14 protein-coding genes and 3 tRNA genes are annotated in these 15,020 nt (G+C 49.8%); 5 read left to right on the top strand and 12 right to left on the bottom strand.

The features are described 5' to 3' along the window. Positions 1 to 32: 32 nt before the first annotated feature. The 9 genes from IQ260_RS00665 to IQ260_RS00625 form a co-directional block, all read right to left on the bottom strand. Positions 33 to 773, bottom strand: a complete 741-nt coding sequence (locus IQ260_RS00665; RefSeq protein ID WP_193989882.1) for a lipoate--protein ligase family protein — start codon at positions 771 to 773, stop codon at positions 33 to 35. A 22-nt stretch (positions 774 to 795) separates the two neighbouring features. Next, complete coding sequence (locus tag IQ260_RS00660; protein ID WP_193989880.1) at positions 796 to 1,269, bottom strand: YbjN domain-containing protein; 474 nt, start codon at positions 1,267 to 1,269, stop codon at positions 796 to 798. Positions 1,270 to 1,489: 220 nt separating this feature from the next. Next, entirely contained in the window at positions 1,490 to 2,191 is a 702-nt protein-coding gene (gene folE, locus IQ260_RS00655) for a GTP cyclohydrolase I FolE (protein ID WP_193989878.1), read from the bottom strand. 103 nt (positions 2,192 to 2,294) lie between these two features. Next, entirely contained in the window at positions 2,295 to 3,023 is a 729-nt protein-coding gene (locus IQ260_RS00650) for an SDR family oxidoreductase (protein WP_193989877.1), read from the bottom strand. 293 nt (positions 3,024 to 3,316) lie between these two features. After that, entirely contained in the window at positions 3,317 to 4,297 is a 981-nt protein-coding gene (locus IQ260_RS00645; RefSeq protein ID WP_193989876.1) for an acetyl-CoA carboxylase carboxyltransferase subunit alpha, read from the bottom strand. 107 nt (positions 4,298 to 4,404) lie between these two features. Continuing rightward, positions 4,405 to 5,427, bottom strand: coding sequence for a long-chain acyl-[acyl-carrier-protein] reductase (locus IQ260_RS00640; RefSeq protein WP_193989875.1), 1,023 nt, complete (start codon positions 5,425 to 5,427; stop codon positions 4,405 to 4,407). Positions 5,428 to 5,572: 145 nt separating this feature from the next. Further along, positions 5,573 to 6,268, bottom strand: a complete 696-nt coding sequence (locus tag IQ260_RS00635; protein WP_193989874.1) for an aldehyde oxygenase (deformylating) — start codon at positions 6,266 to 6,268, stop codon at positions 5,573 to 5,575. 237 nt (positions 6,269 to 6,505) lie between these two features. Beyond that, positions 6,506 to 7,555, bottom strand: a complete 1,050-nt coding sequence (locus tag IQ260_RS00630) for a hypothetical protein (protein ID WP_193989873.1) — start codon at positions 7,553 to 7,555, stop codon at positions 6,506 to 6,508. Positions 7,556 to 7,658: 103 nt separating this feature from the next. Beyond that, a complete protein-coding gene (locus IQ260_RS00625) occupies positions 7,659 to 8,150 on the bottom strand; it encodes a DUF4112 domain-containing protein (RefSeq protein ID WP_193989872.1) in 492 nt (163 codons plus the stop codon). 221 nt (positions 8,151 to 8,371) lie between these two features. Here IQ260_RS00625 and IQ260_RS00620 point away from each other — a divergent pair, with 221 nt between their 5' ends. The 5 genes from IQ260_RS00620 (at position 8,372) to IQ260_RS00600 (ending at position 9,540) form a co-directional block, all read left to right on the top strand. Beyond that, on the top strand, positions 8,372 to 8,821 hold the full coding sequence (locus IQ260_RS00620) for a PPC domain-containing protein (RefSeq protein ID WP_193989870.1): 450 nt from the start codon (positions 8,372 to 8,374) through the stop codon (positions 8,819 to 8,821). A 169-nt stretch (positions 8,822 to 8,990) separates the two neighbouring features. Then, a tRNA-Phe gene (locus tag IQ260_RS00615) sits at positions 8,991 to 9,063 on the top strand. A gap of 22 nt (positions 9,064 to 9,085) precedes the next feature. Next, positions 9,086 to 9,170 (top strand) — tRNA-Tyr (locus IQ260_RS00610). Between the two features lie 3 nt (positions 9,171 to 9,173). After that, positions 9,174 to 9,245 (top strand) — tRNA-Thr (locus IQ260_RS00605). Between the two features lie 25 nt (positions 9,246 to 9,270). Next, entirely contained in the window at positions 9,271 to 9,540 is a 270-nt protein-coding gene (locus IQ260_RS00600) for a hypothetical protein (RefSeq protein ID WP_193989868.1), read from the top strand. Between the two features lie 15 nt (positions 9,541 to 9,555). On the opposite strand, the gene IQ260_RS00595 is transcribed toward IQ260_RS00600, so the two are convergent. The 3 genes from IQ260_RS00595 to IQ260_RS00585 form a co-directional block, all read right to left on the bottom strand. Beyond that, positions 9,556 to 9,942 carry an HNH endonuclease gene (locus tag IQ260_RS00595; RefSeq protein ID WP_228015316.1) on the bottom strand — a complete coding sequence of 129 codons (387 nt, stop codon included), beginning with the start codon at positions 9,940 to 9,942 and terminating at the stop codon, positions 9,556 to 9,558. Between the two features lie 487 nt (positions 9,943 to 10,429). Further along, the gene (locus IQ260_RS00590; RefSeq protein WP_193989866.1) at positions 10,430 to 11,356 is read right to left on the bottom strand and encodes a tyrosine-type recombinase/integrase; all 927 of its coding nucleotides are present in this window, start codon (positions 11,354 to 11,356) and stop codon (positions 10,430 to 10,432) included. Next, positions 11,334 to 14,984: a hypothetical protein gene (locus IQ260_RS00585; protein WP_193989864.1), complete on the bottom strand. Its 3,651-nt coding sequence runs from the start codon at positions 14,982 to 14,984 to the stop codon at positions 11,334 to 11,336. The genes IQ260_RS00590 and IQ260_RS00585 overlap by 23 nt, the downstream gene beginning before the upstream one ends. Positions 14,985 to 15,020: the final 36 nt, after the last annotated feature.

Below are 15,020 nucleotides of genomic sequence, written 5' to 3'. Positions count from 1 at the left end.
GCTAAATTTGGAGCTAGAGAAGAGACAATTAGTTACAGAGGCATTTCCCTGTCTTGAGCCCAGAGGGTTACCTGCTGCTGTTCTTGTAATGATAGGGGCTGCAGCTTGAGACTAATATCAAAAATATGCTGTGCTGCAGCGGTCAGTGCTGCAATTACAGCCGTTGGCTTCATAGTTCTGAAGACATTAGGGGGAGTAATCGGAGTACCACCAAATACCGCTGCTGCTAGATCTGGATCTGGCGCCAGTCTGATGGATCCATGTTGCAAAATACAGCTATCACGGTAAAGCTGAGCGCTGCCAATCACCTTATAGCCAGTGTCCATAACTAGATCGGCTGCAGTAGCCGTACCAAAGCAGTTTGCAGAGCGCTGATAGCTACGCTGATCGGTTCCTAAATGCAGAGAAATTCCCAAACGTTGCCAGCCCTCAATCAAGAACTGGCAAAGCTCAGTGTAGATATCTCGCCGTCGGCCGTGGTATCCGGATGTAACGATACTGTAGGTCAAGTCTCCCTGGTGAAGCACCGCTCGCCCACCGCTGGGCCGCCGCACTAGGTCTATTGACTGACCTTGCCATTGCATAGTACGCCAGTGCTCTGGATAGTGGCGTTGATGATAGCCCAGGGAAATAGCGATGGGGAACCATGTATAAAACCTTAAGCAGGGTAGTCCGTTACCCAAACGGTGCTGTTCTAATAACCACTCATCAATAGCCATTTGAAGCACACCGGAGGCCTCCATCGGGGGAATCAGCCGCCATATCCTGTTCATTGTCTATGCAGTCAGATACTGTCTACGTAGCCGGATACTTCTCCTGGAGAATATCATCCATGTCATCGGCGATAGTCGCCACAATGGTCATGAGTCTAGAAATTTCGCCAGGATTGATATCCGCCATGATGCGGCTTGCCAAGACCAGAACCTCTTGATTAGAAATACCAAAACAGGCTTCTAAGGTTTCACCGCAGTTCATAGCCAACAGCTCTTGCATTAAAGCTGTTTGATTAGCCACTGGCAGCTTCAATAGAGGGGACCAGACCGTGAGAGTATCTTCATCATCCGTTCCTGTCAGTTGGACATACACCGTCACACTGCCGTAGGTAAATTTCCAAAGATAGCCATCTTCATCATCGCGGCTGACCATGGCATTGCCCCCCTGTTCCAGGCTGGCAATGACAGTTTCGATGACGTCTACATGGCTAGCTTGAAAGCTTTCAGTACCAGCGCTAATGATTTCACCAGCAGTTTCAACATTCAGGGGACTCATGGGCTCCACTTACTCCTATATAAATCACGATCTAGTGGGTGAAAATGACAAGCTGCCATCGGCAACATATGGTTTCACTAGAATATCGTCGGCGGGGATGAGTTCCTGCCGACGATATGAATCTCAACTCTATCGTTGCTTTTCCCAGAGAACGGCCTAGTCAGTTATTTTTTCAGATTTCTCCACAGACCTTGAATCTAGACCGTTCGTTAAGATCAGTTTAGTAGTTGGAGAATGCTGGTTGATGACGAATAAGGCTTAAGAACTCTTCGCGTGTTTTTTGCTCATCCTGAAAGACACCAAGCATGGCGCTAGTCACTGTCCAAGAGCCTGGCTTTTGGACGCCTCTCATCGCCATACACATGTGACTGGCTTCCATCACTACAGCTACTCCTTGAGGCTCCAATACCTCGCTGATGGCCTCAGCGACCTGTCGTGTCAGCCGCTCTTGTACCTGCAGTCGGCGGGAATACATTTCAACAATGCGGGCTAACTTACTCAGACCGACCACCTTTTGGTTGGGGATATAAGCAACGTGGGCTCGCCCCATAAACGGCAGCATGTGGTGCTCGCACAGGCTAAAGAAATTGATATCTCGCACTAAGACCATCTCATTATGACCTTCATCAAAAATGGCATTATTGACGATGGTCTCCAACGACTGAGTGTAGCCTTGAGTGAGAAAACGCATGGCTTCAGCCACCCGCTTAGGTGTTTTGAGCAATCCTTCCCGCTCAGGGTCTTCACCTAACTCAGCCAGCATGGTGTGCACCGCTTGCATGAGTTTTTCATTATCGGCAGAAGGCTCATGTAGCAGCGCGTCATGTCCTTGAGTTTTGGCTCGATCAGGGCGTACGACACTTTCTAACGATTTACTATTGAGCAGACCGTTAGCGTTAGAACCGTTTGTGGAAATAACCATGGTGTGGGTAAGTGAAGTTTTAGATAATCAGCAAAAAGTTGGTTCGTCTCATTAAGACGAAAGTTGGCCACTGCTTTGACCAGAGAAAACATGCTTCAGGGAATCACAGGGCTCCTCCACTGGGCATGATGGTTAGCTCTTCAACCACTGCCCCATCTGGGAGCAGTGCAGTTTGTAGAATGGCGTTTGCGACTAGCTCAGGGGTAAGCATGCCAGAGCGATCAAAGTCGGATTGAACAGTGTCCGTATCCCACAGGGGAGTGTTGACAGCGCCAGGTAAAATGGTCACTACTCGAATGCCGTGCTCCCGTTCTTCAACTGAGATAGCCTTTGATAGGGCGACAACGGCTGCTTTACTAATGCCGTAAGCTCCCCATTCGGGAAAGGCTTGTCGCGCTGCAATCGAAGCTACATTAATAATCATGCCACTGCTACACTGACGCATTCCTGGAAGGATTGCCTGAATACATTGAAAGACACTGGTTACATTTAAGTTAAGGATTTGACACCAATCAGCCAATGGCATCTGATTGAGTGCTCCGGTATAGCCCATGCCAGCATTGTTGACCAGTACATCGACGGGACCCACTGTTTCGAGGATACTTTCGATTTGGGGTTTGACCTGCTCAATGACACCTAAATCCATGGGAAAACTTTGGGCCTGGACCGCTGATGTCGCAACAATTTCATCTACTAGAGCCTGAAGCTTATCTGCTGATCGACTCACCAGTACGACATCAAACCCAGCTTTGGCAAAAGCTAGAGCTGTGGCGCGACCAATACCAGTGCTAGCACCTGTAATTAATGCGCGGCGGTTAAGGACAGTGTTCATCAATGAGCATCCATGGAGAGCAGAGCAAGAAATCTACGCGTGTCTTTAATATTAACAAATGTTACGAGAGTTGTGTCGATTTTATGCCAAGAGAGTTTTCACAATGGTCTTAAATCAGTGCTTTATGGGTGATTCACCCCTCATACAACAACTGGCTACACACATTAATCGTTCTCAGGTTTGAGCGGGACTGCATCAAACCTGAGAACGATAGCTCGTAAATTCCATATTGTTATTTCTGAAATTTCTAAGGGAGAGATAGTCCAACTCTATGCGGCAACAATGCGCTAACCCTAGGCTGCTTCTGAAAAAACACCAATCTGACGAAACTTACGATATCGTTCTTGCCGTCGTTGTTCGGGTGGTATCGCAAGTAGGGACTCAAGGTTTTCTAAAAGTGCTGCTTCCAGGCCCTCAGCGGCCTTAATTGGGTTTGCATGGGCTCCTCCAGTGGGCTCCGGCAATAGATGATCTAAAATTCCTAGATTTTTTAAGTCCCAAGCCGTTATCTTCAAGGCTTCAGCCGCTTGCGATGCACGGGAGGCGTCCTTCCATAAAATGGCTGCACAAGCTTCAGGGCTGGCAACTGTATAGACGGAATGCTCAAACATTAGGAGGCGATCACCAACACCGATACCCAATGCTCCTCCAGAGCCCCCTTCTCCAATCACTGTGCAAATAATTGGGCTATCTAGACGGAACATTTCTCGAAGATTATGGGCAATGGCTTCTCCTTGTCCCATTTCTTCTGCTTCTAAACCAGCCCAAGCGCCAGGTGTATCGATGAAGGTAAAGATCGGCATCTTGAAACGGTTGGCGTGTTCCATTAGCCGCATTGCCTTGCGGTAGCCTCCGGGAGAGGCCATACCAAAATTGCGGGCGACATTATCTTTGGTATCCCGCCCTTTTTGATGACCGATCATGACAACTGAGTGGCCATGAAAACGGGCAATGCCACCTACTAGAGCTAGGTCATCTTTTCCAGAGCGCCGATCGCCGTGCAGTTCAATCCATTCCTCAGAAATGGCTTGAATATAGTCCAATGTGCTAGGTCGACGAGGATGACGTGCTACCTGAATACGCTGAGCTGGTGTCAGGCTCGTAAAAATCTCTTGCCTTAACTGCTGGGCTCGTGACTCTAGTTGCTGAATTTGCGCCGAGACGTCAACATCGTTGTCTTCGGCCAATGCTTGTATTTGCAGAATACGCGACTCTAACTCAGCCAACGGCTTTTCAAAGTCTAGCAAAATGGGCCTTTTTTCTGTTGTCGCCATAACAGCTCTAGGTACTCCAGCAATAATTCCACCCTATCGCAAACTGCCCCTTAAAATGCACTGATGGTGTCAGCCAGGAAGGATAAGTGTAACTAGGTATTAAAAAACTAGGTTGTTAGCAAGGGACGAAAACCGTGCTTGACAGAGGCTGCACCAATTTTCTCCATTTTCTCTAAGGTGATTTGATTTCTCCCCCAAGAGAAATTAGTATGCCATTTTTCAAATTCCAACAGCATTGATTCAGCGAAACAGGCAAATAACTGTCGAGCAGGAACATCCATGGCAACAATGTGCATGATGCGCCAGTCTATATCGAGGGTGTGCTCAACAATACCGCCCTTGAGAACGTGAATACCAGGGTGGCTAAACTGGCTGCCAATATTTTTGGGATAGCCGCCATCAACCATTAAGCAAGTTTGCTTTAATTTGCTAGGGTCGATGTCAATCCCTTTAGGCATACTAGCGACCCAAACGACTACATCGGCTTGGGGTAATGCTTCTTCCAAACCCATGATTTGGCCCATGCCAATCTCGTCCTTGAGATTATCCAAACGCTCTCTATTACGAGCGACAAGCAATAAGTCTTTAACGCCCGTATGTTGGCTCAGCCAGCGACAAACGGCACTGCCAATATCGCCTGTGGCTCCACAAACGGCTACCGTTGCCTTGGATAGATCAATGCCGTATTGGGGCGCGGCCTGTTCAACTTGCTGGCAAATGATATAGGCCGTGTGCGTATTGCCTGTGGTAAATCGGTGGAAATCAAGCTCTAAGTTGCGAATGCGGCGAATTTGTTCAAGTTTAAAGTTTTCAAAAATGATTGAGGAAAACCCACCCAAAGCCGTAATATTGATGTCTAGCTTTTGAGCGTGGGCCATTGCATTCAGGATCTTACGAGTAGCTGCCTTAATGCGTCGTGTCGCCAACATTTCCGGCAGAAAGCAGGATTCTACGTAGCGCCCTTCAATGACCTGGCCAGTTGCGCTAGTAACTTTGATGTCTTCCACTACAAAGGGAGGCGCACTGCACCAAAAATCCAAGCCTTGGCTTCCATATTCTGGATATCCCAAATCACGGGCGACCGATTGGGCGTGCTCTAAATTAGTGAGATGTCCGATTAAGCCAAACATTGGGGACGCTTGTATAAAAAATTAAATTAACCTTAGAAAATCAGACTACAACAAAACGTTACAGTCATGGGGGGTGTTGGCCGTACGAGCGGCAATGAAAAAAGAGGCTGATCACCCGATCAGCCTCTTTTACAAACTGATATACCTAGGCCATAGCTAAACCCTGAGCCGAAAGCTTCATAACCTCGCGGCTAGTAAACCCAATGTTACCTAAGGCTTCACCATAAGTAATCATAAAGTCTTCAACTAGGGCATCTTTTTCCATTCCCAGGACAGCTGCGTCCTCGGCTACTTGGTTAAGCATCTGCCAGACTAGGGGCAAATTCTGACGATTTGCCTCTTCTAATTCAGCTTTAGCAGTCTCAAAATTAGCTTTGAGCCATTCTTCACCAAAATTCAGGTGCATATATTCGTCCTTGACGACACCTTCGGTAATTTTCCGTGCGAAATCATCTGCAACGGGGATGTAGATGTTGTACGCAGAAATGGCAAAGGTTTCAATGATTAGCGACTGAATCAGTAAGCAGGTGACAACCTTTCCTTCATCCCAGGCTTCCTTAAAATTATCGTGGAGCTTAGCAAAGAATACTTTGGCAAACTCCATATCAGGTGTCACATTTAGGTTCTTGCCACAGGCCTGGAAGCCTTTCATGTGACGATTTTCCATGCGAGCTAGTTTAATCAAGTCGTCCTTATGCTCGCTGAGGTGTTCAGCCAACTTCTTATAGTTATCGTTAGCCTCCAATTCTCCTTCAATTACAATTGCGTTGATGCGACTGTATGCATCCTTGTACGCTTCACTTTGGAAGTCGAGCGCTGGGCTGGCCTCAAGCTGTGGCATATCTGTACCAATTCCTGCATTACAATAACCACTTGTTGCCTCTATCTAAGCCATGGCCTAGCACAACTGCTGCGGTTAACTTAAATATTGACATCTGATTTCACACTTTACACCCTATTAGTATTGCAAGAATGTTTGTAAATACAGTTGAAGTGTTGTCACACTATTGGCGTGCAAGTATTCTAGGTTGATCTATTTAGAATTTTTATCTATTGGATTGACACGAATTTGTGGTGTTTAGTCCGCTTCCCCTAGGATTTGTAGACGGATGGTTTTGGTGGAGGGGCTACTAGCGTTCCCTATCTGGATTTCAATCAGTTCGTTGGTAAGGGGAGCTAGGGCGCTGAGCAGGGCACGCAGCTGGGGAGTGCTTTCGCCACTGTCAACATAGACGCGCTCTGCCAGCTTGTTGAGTCGTCGCCAGGCTGTGTAGAGCTTTGCGGTGGCCTGTTCTAGCTGGGTTGCTTGGTTGACTAGGTCTGCTGTGGAGTTTAAGCAGCCCGTACGCAAGGCTTCTTCCAGGGCTTGTTCTAAATTTACGATATCTGGATCGATAGTTTGTACCTGGCTGGCGGCAGCGATATATTTAGACAGGTAGCGGGCTTCGGATGTGATTTGCTTGAGGGTATCGACATCTGGATTTCGAGCGGCTTCGGTGCGCAAGGTTTCTTGATGACTGGGGGGCAGTTTTTCCATTTCCTTGACCAGTGGTGTCAGATAGCGGGTCGGAATGGTGTTGTTAGCAACTTTTTCTCGGACGGTCTCTGGTACTAGGTCAGAAGTCATGGCTGTCCATTCATCGGTTAGCTGTTTGACCTCTTTGCGGGTGACTTGTTCGCCTCGGCGGGCAGCTTCGGTGACCATTTGTTGCACTTCTGGGGCGGCCTGGGCCGTTTCTACAAAAGCTCGTTTGCTAAATTGGTTGACGGACTGTTCGTCTAAGAGCCCCTCTTGAAGCAGGTCGTCTGCGCTGTTGCCCAGCTCGATTAGCGCGTAGGCTTGACTTTTACTGATTTCTCGATCCTTTAACCAATTAAGAAAGCCGGTGCCACGACCGTCACCACCTTGCTTTTCGCGATCGCGAATGGCTCGAAGAATACGACCACGCCAAATATCGGTTTGCAAATCAAAGCGATCGCACACCTGCCAGGCAACGTCGATCTGGTGGTTAAAATCGTGCTCAGAGATATTGGTATCGTTGGGATCAGGAACCTTAAAGTCGAGCGTTACGTCTTGGTCTGTGCCGCCTTGGGTAATGTCGGCGACAAAATCGGCTGCTCCAACCATGTAATTCCTCTATCCGGGGGCTCTTTTATCAGCGTATTCACATTCAGGACTGTCGCTCTGCTATCGAACAGTTTGGCCCTGGAATGGGTGTCGGCCTTCTATGTTACAGCTGCAGGACCCAGCGCACAATCATTAGGGATAGGGTGGCTATGCCGATTACCAGGGCCAGTAGCAATGTGATTAAGATGATGGCAAATACCTTGTCAGCGCGACGGCTGGGGCGGGGATGCTGAATATGACGTTCTAACAGGGCGACGTTTTGAGCATTGGCTTTCCAGACCACATCAAACAGGTCTCCGACCATCGGCACAGTGCCAACGAGCAGCTCTAGAAAAATGTTGAGACCCATCCGACCTAGGGTGGCTGCTGGCACCCCTAAACGAGCGGCTTCAGCAACGATATAGACTGAAATTAGACCGGTCATCAGATCGCCTCCACCCGGCAGTAGCCCGATTAGAGGATCTAGGCCGACTCGGTAGCCGAGTCCGGGAATTGCGATCGCATTATCCAAAACGTGACTTATGCCGCGCAAGCGCTGTAAAACAGGATGATCATTATTTTGTGACAAAGTATGTTTGGAATCAGAACGGGGCATAGTGGGCAGCTACCGACTTGCACGTCATTGGGATGATACAGGCTTACAACATCAGGTGGCACCTTTATTCTTCAGCCTGAACTTAGATTACAGAGTTGGTTGAGTATGCTCTAGGGCACCTGAGCGAGCTAACGAACGTTACAAGCTGATTGAGTGGTAAGGCGACATCCTGAACTTGGGGCATAATGTCACCATCTAAGTCACCCATCCTTTGCCAACATATGAAGCAATCTAGGAAAATTCTACGCCAGGCGATGCTGGTGCCCGCAACGCTGTTAACGCTTGGAATACTGAGCGCTAGTGGGGCTGTGGCTCAAATTTATAATCCCATCGAGCTAGCAGGAGGGCGTGAGGTGAACGATACGCTCACCGAGAGCGATATTCCCACTGGAGTCGGTGGTTTTGCCAGAGACTACAGTATTGAGCTATTTGAGGGTGACCAGATAACCATTGATGTCATTTCCGAAGAGTTTGATACACTAGTCAGCCTCTTGGGCGATGACGGCACAACCGTTAGTGAAAACGATGATGGTCCCGACGGGTCGACCAACTCCCTGCTGTTTGCCCGTATTTCTAAATCTGGTCAGTACACCGTGCGAGTAAGGTCCTATGCGGGCCAAGGTGTAGGGGCCTTCTATCTAAAACTAGCCCGACTACGGGAGATTGAATAGAGGATGAACTATGTGCAGGGGAATGTCCTGTCGAAAAGCGCTGCCCACCGTCTCTTTGCCAGGGTGTGGCAGTTGAGGGCAAAAAGATCCCAAGTTTTAGCTTGCTAAGGGTTCCACTCTTTTGCTAACTTGTTTAGGCGCACAAGCAAAGGCAGTCATGCCGCTTGTTGCCGGGATAGCTCAGTTGGTAGAGCAGTGGACTGAAAATCCTCGTGTCGGCGGTTCAAGTCCGCCTCCTGGCATCGCCGGATAATCCGGCATTGTGGGTCGTTGCCCGAGTGGTTAATGGGGGCGGACTGTAAATCCGCTGGCTACGCCTACGTTGGTTCGAATCCAACACGGCCCACCACCAGCCTTCATAGCTCAGCGGTAGAGCACTCCCTTGGTAAGGGAGAGGTCACGAGTTCAATTCTCGTTGAAGGCTTTATCACATAAGGCTTCTAGCGTTTATGAGTGAACCTCAAAATAAGCCCAAGATTGTTCAGTCAGACACCGTAGTCAGGCTCGGTAAAGATGTCACAGCCCCTGATATTGGGCAAACCTTCATGGGTTATCAAGCCCCTCAGGTTATGGGCTCAGTTATGACCAAGCAGCAGCAACTAACTCAATGGACTGGCTCAGGTGCAACATGTCAGGTTCTATCTCCAGGCGGTGAATGGACCACTGGCAGAGTCAAGTTTGTCATGGTCTTCACGCCTGACGAGGTACCGACTGAGTAGACGTGCGATCGCACCTCAGAGCAGGGTTAATTGACCTTTCCGTTCTAGCTTTAGCTGCCGTTTCACAAACATTGATGACGGCTGCAAGTCATAGCGGCAATGGCATGGAGCACACAGCGCTTTGAGGTTGGTGCGATCGCAATTTTCAGGCCTGTGGTCAAGATGCGCCACCGTCAAGATGAATCGTCCGGGTTTCTCGATCTCAACATCCCCAAACTCTTCAGAGTCAACCAAGTCATACCAATCGACCTGCCACACAGGTGGTAAGCGCTCAAGCAATTCGTGCTCACGCTCCCCAGGCTTTCGGCAAGGTCTACCGCATTCGGTGCAAGTCCAGTTAGCCTCATCCTTTATATTTTTTGCGATCGCATCCCAATTATCGGGATACAAGCTTCTATCCATCGGCATAGCCAAAAACTCCACTTCATTTATATGAATTGGAAAAATCACCTCTAAATTCCAATTCAAAAAACAGAAACTAATCGTCGAATTAAATTTGCGCTCAATTCTCAATAATTCACTTGGACTAAAACGGGCCTAAATTGCCCAACTGGCACACACCCAAAACCCTGACTCCTTGGTTGGGGTGAACTGCTGTAAACCCTGACCCACCGTTGAGTAGTTGCGTGACAGGCAGTGCATCAAGCTAGTGGCCTGAGTGCATTCTCAAGTGTTTCGTTAGCTTCTCTGTGAGCCTTTGTCCAACAATAGTCACAGCTGTCCGGCATATCATCGGATGCTCCACGACACCATGGGCGGAGGTAGCCGCAGATATCACACTCAAAAGTGTGACCAGGTTCACAGCCACAGTGTTTGCCGTAGCACCCAACTGGCTTCATTCCCAGGATTGAACGAACTGATTGATTGAAGTTAGATAGCTGTCTCATCTTTAAATCTCCGGTACGGTTACATTTCGACTTTGGCTGGCGTAGCACCTCTGAATCATGGCCACGCTAGTTCGACATATATAAGAGATGTCCTGCTCATCAATCCCCTTCTTCACCAGCTCAGTAATGAAGGTGTGACGTGCGTGGTACTCCGAGAAGTAGAACGCCACCTTGCGATCGCGCACCAACTTCTCAACTAGTGGCTTCCAGTGCCGGCTCTGGAAGTTTTTGTAGTCGAATGGCCCACCCTTTACCGATGGCAACAGCCAGCCATCATGGGTACCTAAGTCCCAACTTTCATCAGCCTGCTTAAACCACAGGTCCTTTAGAAACTGTTTCATCTGGGTGTTGCAAGGGAAGCGGGTGGACCGATACGTCTTGGTGGGTTGCTCAATTCTGGTATCAACCGGCAACGCCTTATCAATGAGGATTTCATCAAAGTTCGCCCTTACATCGCTCCACCTAAGGGCGCTCGCTTCTTCAGGGCGACAGCCGCTTAGGAACAGGAATTTCACCCAGTCCGCATAGTACGGATCATCCTGTTCAAACGCTGCGATTATGGCGCTGCGCTCGTCAGGCGTGAATGCCGTGTAGTTACCCTCAGCCACCTGCCTTCGCTTGCCCCAGTAGCGAGTTAGGCCATCAAACGGGTTAAACGGCAGCTCGTCCATGGCGACGGCAAACTTACAGGCCGCGTTGAACTGCTGCACAGTGCGCCTGACTGTTTCAAGGGAAAAGTTTTCTAGCAACCATGCCCGCATATCGCGAGCATCCTTGATATCTGGTCGTTCTTTCATCATCTTGAGTATCCGTTTTTCAAATTTGGCGTAGTCTCTAACAACGGTGCTAGGGGCCACGTACGGTGTTTTGTATTCGACGTAAGCGAGCCATACGTACCAAAGCTCCCTAGGTGTTATCTCTCGATCCATCGCCCCCTCTTTTGGGCATCTGCTTAGTGCCAGCCGTGCTGACGATGCTGGTCCGACCTGTCTCTTGGTTTCTGATTCTGAGTTTGTAGCCATCCTGGGAGACGGACAGCACCAGCGACGGGGCCTGCAATGCGTCTAGGCCCTCTATCTCCATTGCCGCAAGATGAACGCTGGGTTCCTTTCCCATCCCATAGGGCAGACTGCCTTTTGGTAACCGCGCACTCCCCTTTCGGTACCAAACTGTGGCACTTGTTGGAATCACGACGTCACCCGGTGCAATCGGCTTAGTTTGCAAACTTGACTGTGCCAGTTGCAATTCGACCCGATCGACAGGTGTTGTAGGGGGTGAATCTTGGGTTAAGACGGCTGAGACAGCTGGTTTTGATTCTCCCGCATGAGATACAGCGTTTGTGAGACAAGAATCCGTATCTACGACAGGTGCCTCAAACGCACGTTCTTCGTCGCGGAAATATGTAGGCACCCTTTCTGATGTCAACTGCGTCAACTGAGGTTCAAAATCACCCTCTAAGTCATGCTGTGTATGGTTTTGGTCAGTTGACATTTTACCGTCAACTGGGGTGCTCAGTTGACAACTGGAAACCGTCAACTGAGATTCTTGGTGTGTGCCAGTTGCAAGATTTTGCTGATCAGCCTCCTCACTTGTCAGTTGACGTTTTTTATTCCAGTTGACATTCAGTTGACATATAGACGTCAACTGAGATTCCTCAGGACTGACAAGGTTTTGAGTGTGATCAGAAGGGTCAGTTGACGCAGTTGACATGTTTTCCAAGCGTTCATCAATTTCGATGTACTCACGGATGATGTCGATAGGAATAGAAACGCACCGCTGATTTCTCCATATAGGGTCGTCGGTGGCCTTGCGATCGAACGCCTTAGAGACGTCCTCATTGCCATGAAACCGTTGCTTGTCGTTGAGCTTTGCTCCTCTCGCTTTGAGTAGGTTCTTAAGAATCTGCTTGTTGTAGGCCAGATTCGAGTTTTTATCCACCACATCCCAAACCTCCTTCAGGCGGATGGATAAAGCCTTGACTACGTCAGAGTTGTGCTCAGTGGTGAAACGCATATTCCATTCCCCCAGCTTTGCCTGAGATCGGAACATAGATAAGCGCTCGACAAAGTCGCGAAGGCTGTCGGTGCTGGCGTCCGCATCGTTGGCCATGGAGCAGACCTTGTCTCTGAGATAGCTTAGTAAGTCGAACTGATTTCGGACACCCGCCATATCTAAGACGGCATTGCCGTATTGGAGAATGATGGCTAAGTTTCGAGCCATCCTTGAGTGGGCATGAGGCAGATAGGGCTCTAGCTGCTCCTCACAGTCGCCTATTTGATCAAGATCCAGGCCCAGCTTTATAACCCCAGGTAGTGCCCCACTGGCCTTGTCCATCGCCCGTTTCATCTTGAGCCAGTCGTTTTTCCCTCCACACTTGTCGCTGCAGTCAAACCACAGCAGAATCAACCGGCTCATTGTGGCTGCATTTGTCTCACCGGCGGCGAAGTTAGAGGCTACCATCAGTGCGCTGTGAGGCTTCTGGGAATTGAACTTTCCAGCGTCTCCCCCTCTCACCAGCCTGGGCTTACCGTTGTAGAGTCCTTTAAGGAACTCGTCTAGTTCAGGCGTCCTAGTGGGGTCATCCCAACAGTGGACGAGGCCACCGATCAGCTTTAAGCGTTCGTAGGCTGCTGACACTGATACGTCTTTGAGCATCCCACCGGCTTTATCGGTGTGCATTCCAGAGATAGACAGGGCACAGGCTCCCGCTGTGGTTTTACCGCCGCCGCCGTCACCGATGAGGTTCAGGATTGGGAAATTGCCGGTCTGCTCGATAAAAGACTGATAATGAACAGCGGCAGCACCATAGCCCAGGGTTAACAGTGCGGGGTAAATATTGACCGGCCCGTAGAACCCGATCATCGACTCCACCAGGTTGGCCATGGCATCAGATGACGTGGGATTGTACTGAGGCACCGGCAGTGTGTCAGCCTGCCCGGTAATGCCGTCGTTCCATATCCACCGGCTGTTTTCCTCGCTGGTGGCTTCACCACTGGGGGTTAACTGGTTACTGGGGAATATCCAGTAACCATCGGCCTGCTGCCCCACTCGCTCAGCCAGTCGGTACATCTTGCCGCCCCGGCTGTGATATTCATCCAGTCGCACCCTCAATAGGGCTTTCATCTGGTGATTATTTAACCGGCAGATGAGGGCACCGCCCAGTGACTTCTTAAGGGTGTCCTCGAATTTACTGACGCTGGTAAAGTCGAGGCTTGGCAGGAACAACCGGTGCTGGTGATGATCACCACTGCGCTTCAGCTGCAGAATGAAGCCGCCGCCGTCAGAGCTAGCCACTTCTTTTTCTATCTGCAAATCAAAATTAGTCAGTGGTCTGAAAACGCTGTAGTCATCCTCACTATCGTCGTTCTTACGCCAGTAGCCCAGTTCCCCCTCTACTGAGTCCGGAGCACCCCACCGTAGCCGTCGCTTGATATTCCGCTCGGCCATCTCGGCTAGGTCGATGGCTTCATCAATGGCGTTCTCTAGCCGGAGCAATAGCTCATCCGGTGCGATCGCAAGTCCATCGACTACATCTTTGATGTCACCCCCGTGGGGCATATCTGACCAAATGGCTAACGGATTGAGTGCCACCGCTGCGATGCCCTCTTTCCGGCATTCCTTGGTTAAACCGGCCACAAATTTGGTGTCGCCAGTTAGGTCAAAGTCCGGGTGTATGGCGATTAGAGGCTTTAGCCCTGAGTCTTGGGCCATGGCCCAGGCCCCCGATAGTCTGTCAGGGATATCGGCATACCTGGCCTCACCGCCTTGGCATGTGGTGGCAGTTAGTCCCAGGGAGCGGTAAACCTCGACGGCCTGCTCACCGGCAACCAGAAACAGCACCTCGCCACGGGTGATCGCTTCCTTGGCTTCGTTCTCTCGGTACAGTGGCCAGCTGCGTTGACCACGACCCATGGCCCAGTCACCTGCATCTTCATTCCAGAACCAGGGCCGGACCTCCTTCGTTTTGGTGTAACTCTCAAACCACGGCCTGCGATCGCTCCACTGGCGACGCACCACCTTACCGATATTCTTTGCTGGGTTAAGCGGGTCTGGATATAGATATTCAATCCGCTGCAGCTGGTCACCGGTATCTGGATCCTCAACGCACGGCTTAGCATCTTTCTCCGCTATCTCTAAAAATATCTGCGTGCCACCGGGGGGTGAGCACATCAGTGTTTTCTTTTTGCGACGCTTCACCTCATGAATGCCAGGGGTTACGCCATCTGAGGCAACAATTAGATCGCCTGGTGCAATGGTTGGGTTGGGTTTGTCTAGTACCCACTTGGGTGATTTTTCGGAGAACTCCTTAGACTGCAGCCGGACCAGTTCAGGGTATTTACGGCTGCGTCGGCGCTTGGCTCCATCTCTGAGAAACTTTGGACGATTATCTTTGGCAAGTCCCTGGTAAGTCCAGCCGTTTGGTGGTCTGTTGGGTTCCGTCCATTGGCATAGAACCATGTTTGGGTTAGATGGCTCACCAATGAGAAAACAATATTTTTCCCGACCACACAAAGGACAGGCGACTCCCGTACGGGCTTCCTGAGCTATCTTTGACATAATGTGTATGGGTAGTGGCTTTGGGCCGAAGGCGAC

Source organism: Leptolyngbya cf. ectocarpi LEGE 11479, assembly GCF_015207065.1.
Lineage (GTDB): Bacteria > Cyanobacteriota > Cyanobacteriia > Phormidesmidales > Phormidesmidaceae > Leptothoe > Leptothoe ectocarpi.
The sequence above is the reverse complement of the archived record's forward strand: the minus strand, read 5'-3'. Positions and strand labels throughout refer to the sequence as shown.

Bases quoted from the DNA above. Each gene is read 5' to 3' on its own strand.
- IQ260_RS00665 (WP_193989882.1), bottom strand. From the start codon at position 773: ATGAACAGGATATGGCGGCTGATTCCCCCGATGGAGGCCTCCGGTGTG.
- IQ260_RS00660 (WP_193989880.1), bottom strand. From the start codon at position 1,269: ATGAGTCCCCTGAATGTTGAAACTGCTGGTGAAATCATTAGCGCTGGT.
- folE (WP_193989878.1), bottom strand. From the start codon at position 2,191: ATGGTTATTTCCACAAACGGTTCTAACGCTAACGGTCTGCTCAATAGT.
- IQ260_RS00650 (WP_193989877.1), bottom strand. From the start codon at position 3,023: ATGAACACTGTCCTTAACCGCCGCGCATTAATTACAGGTGCTAGCACT.
- IQ260_RS00645 (WP_193989876.1), bottom strand. From the start codon at position 4,297: ATGGCGACAACAGAAAAAAGGCCCATTTTGCTAGACTTTGAAAAGCCG.
- IQ260_RS00640 (WP_193989875.1), bottom strand. From the start codon at position 5,427: ATGTTTGGCTTAATCGGACATCTCACTAATTTAGAGCACGCCCAATCG.
- IQ260_RS00635 (WP_193989874.1), bottom strand. From the start codon at position 6,268: ATGCCACAGCTTGAGGCCAGCCCAGCGCTCGACTTCCAAAGTGAAGCG.
- IQ260_RS00630 (WP_193989873.1), bottom strand. From the start codon at position 7,555: ATGGTTGGAGCAGCCGATTTTGTCGCCGACATTACCCAAGGCGGCACA.
- IQ260_RS00625 (WP_193989872.1), bottom strand. From the start codon at position 8,150: ATGCCCCGTTCTGATTCCAAACATACTTTGTCACAAAATAATGATCAT.
- IQ260_RS00620 (WP_193989870.1), top strand. From the start codon at position 8,372: ATGAAGCAATCTAGGAAAATTCTACGCCAGGCGATGCTGGTGCCCGCA.
- IQ260_RS00600 (WP_193989868.1), top strand. From the start codon at position 9,271: ATGAGTGAACCTCAAAATAAGCCCAAGATTGTTCAGTCAGACACCGTA.
- IQ260_RS00595 (WP_228015316.1), bottom strand. From the start codon at position 9,942: ATGGATAGAAGCTTGTATCCCGATAATTGGGATGCGATCGCAAAAAAT.
- IQ260_RS00590 (WP_193989866.1), bottom strand. From the start codon at position 11,356: ATGGATCGAGAGATAACACCTAGGGAGCTTTGGTACGTATGGCTCGCT.
- IQ260_RS00585 (WP_193989864.1), bottom strand. From the start codon at position 14,984: ATGTCAAAGATAGCTCAGGAAGCCCGTACGGGAGTCGCCTGTCCTTTG.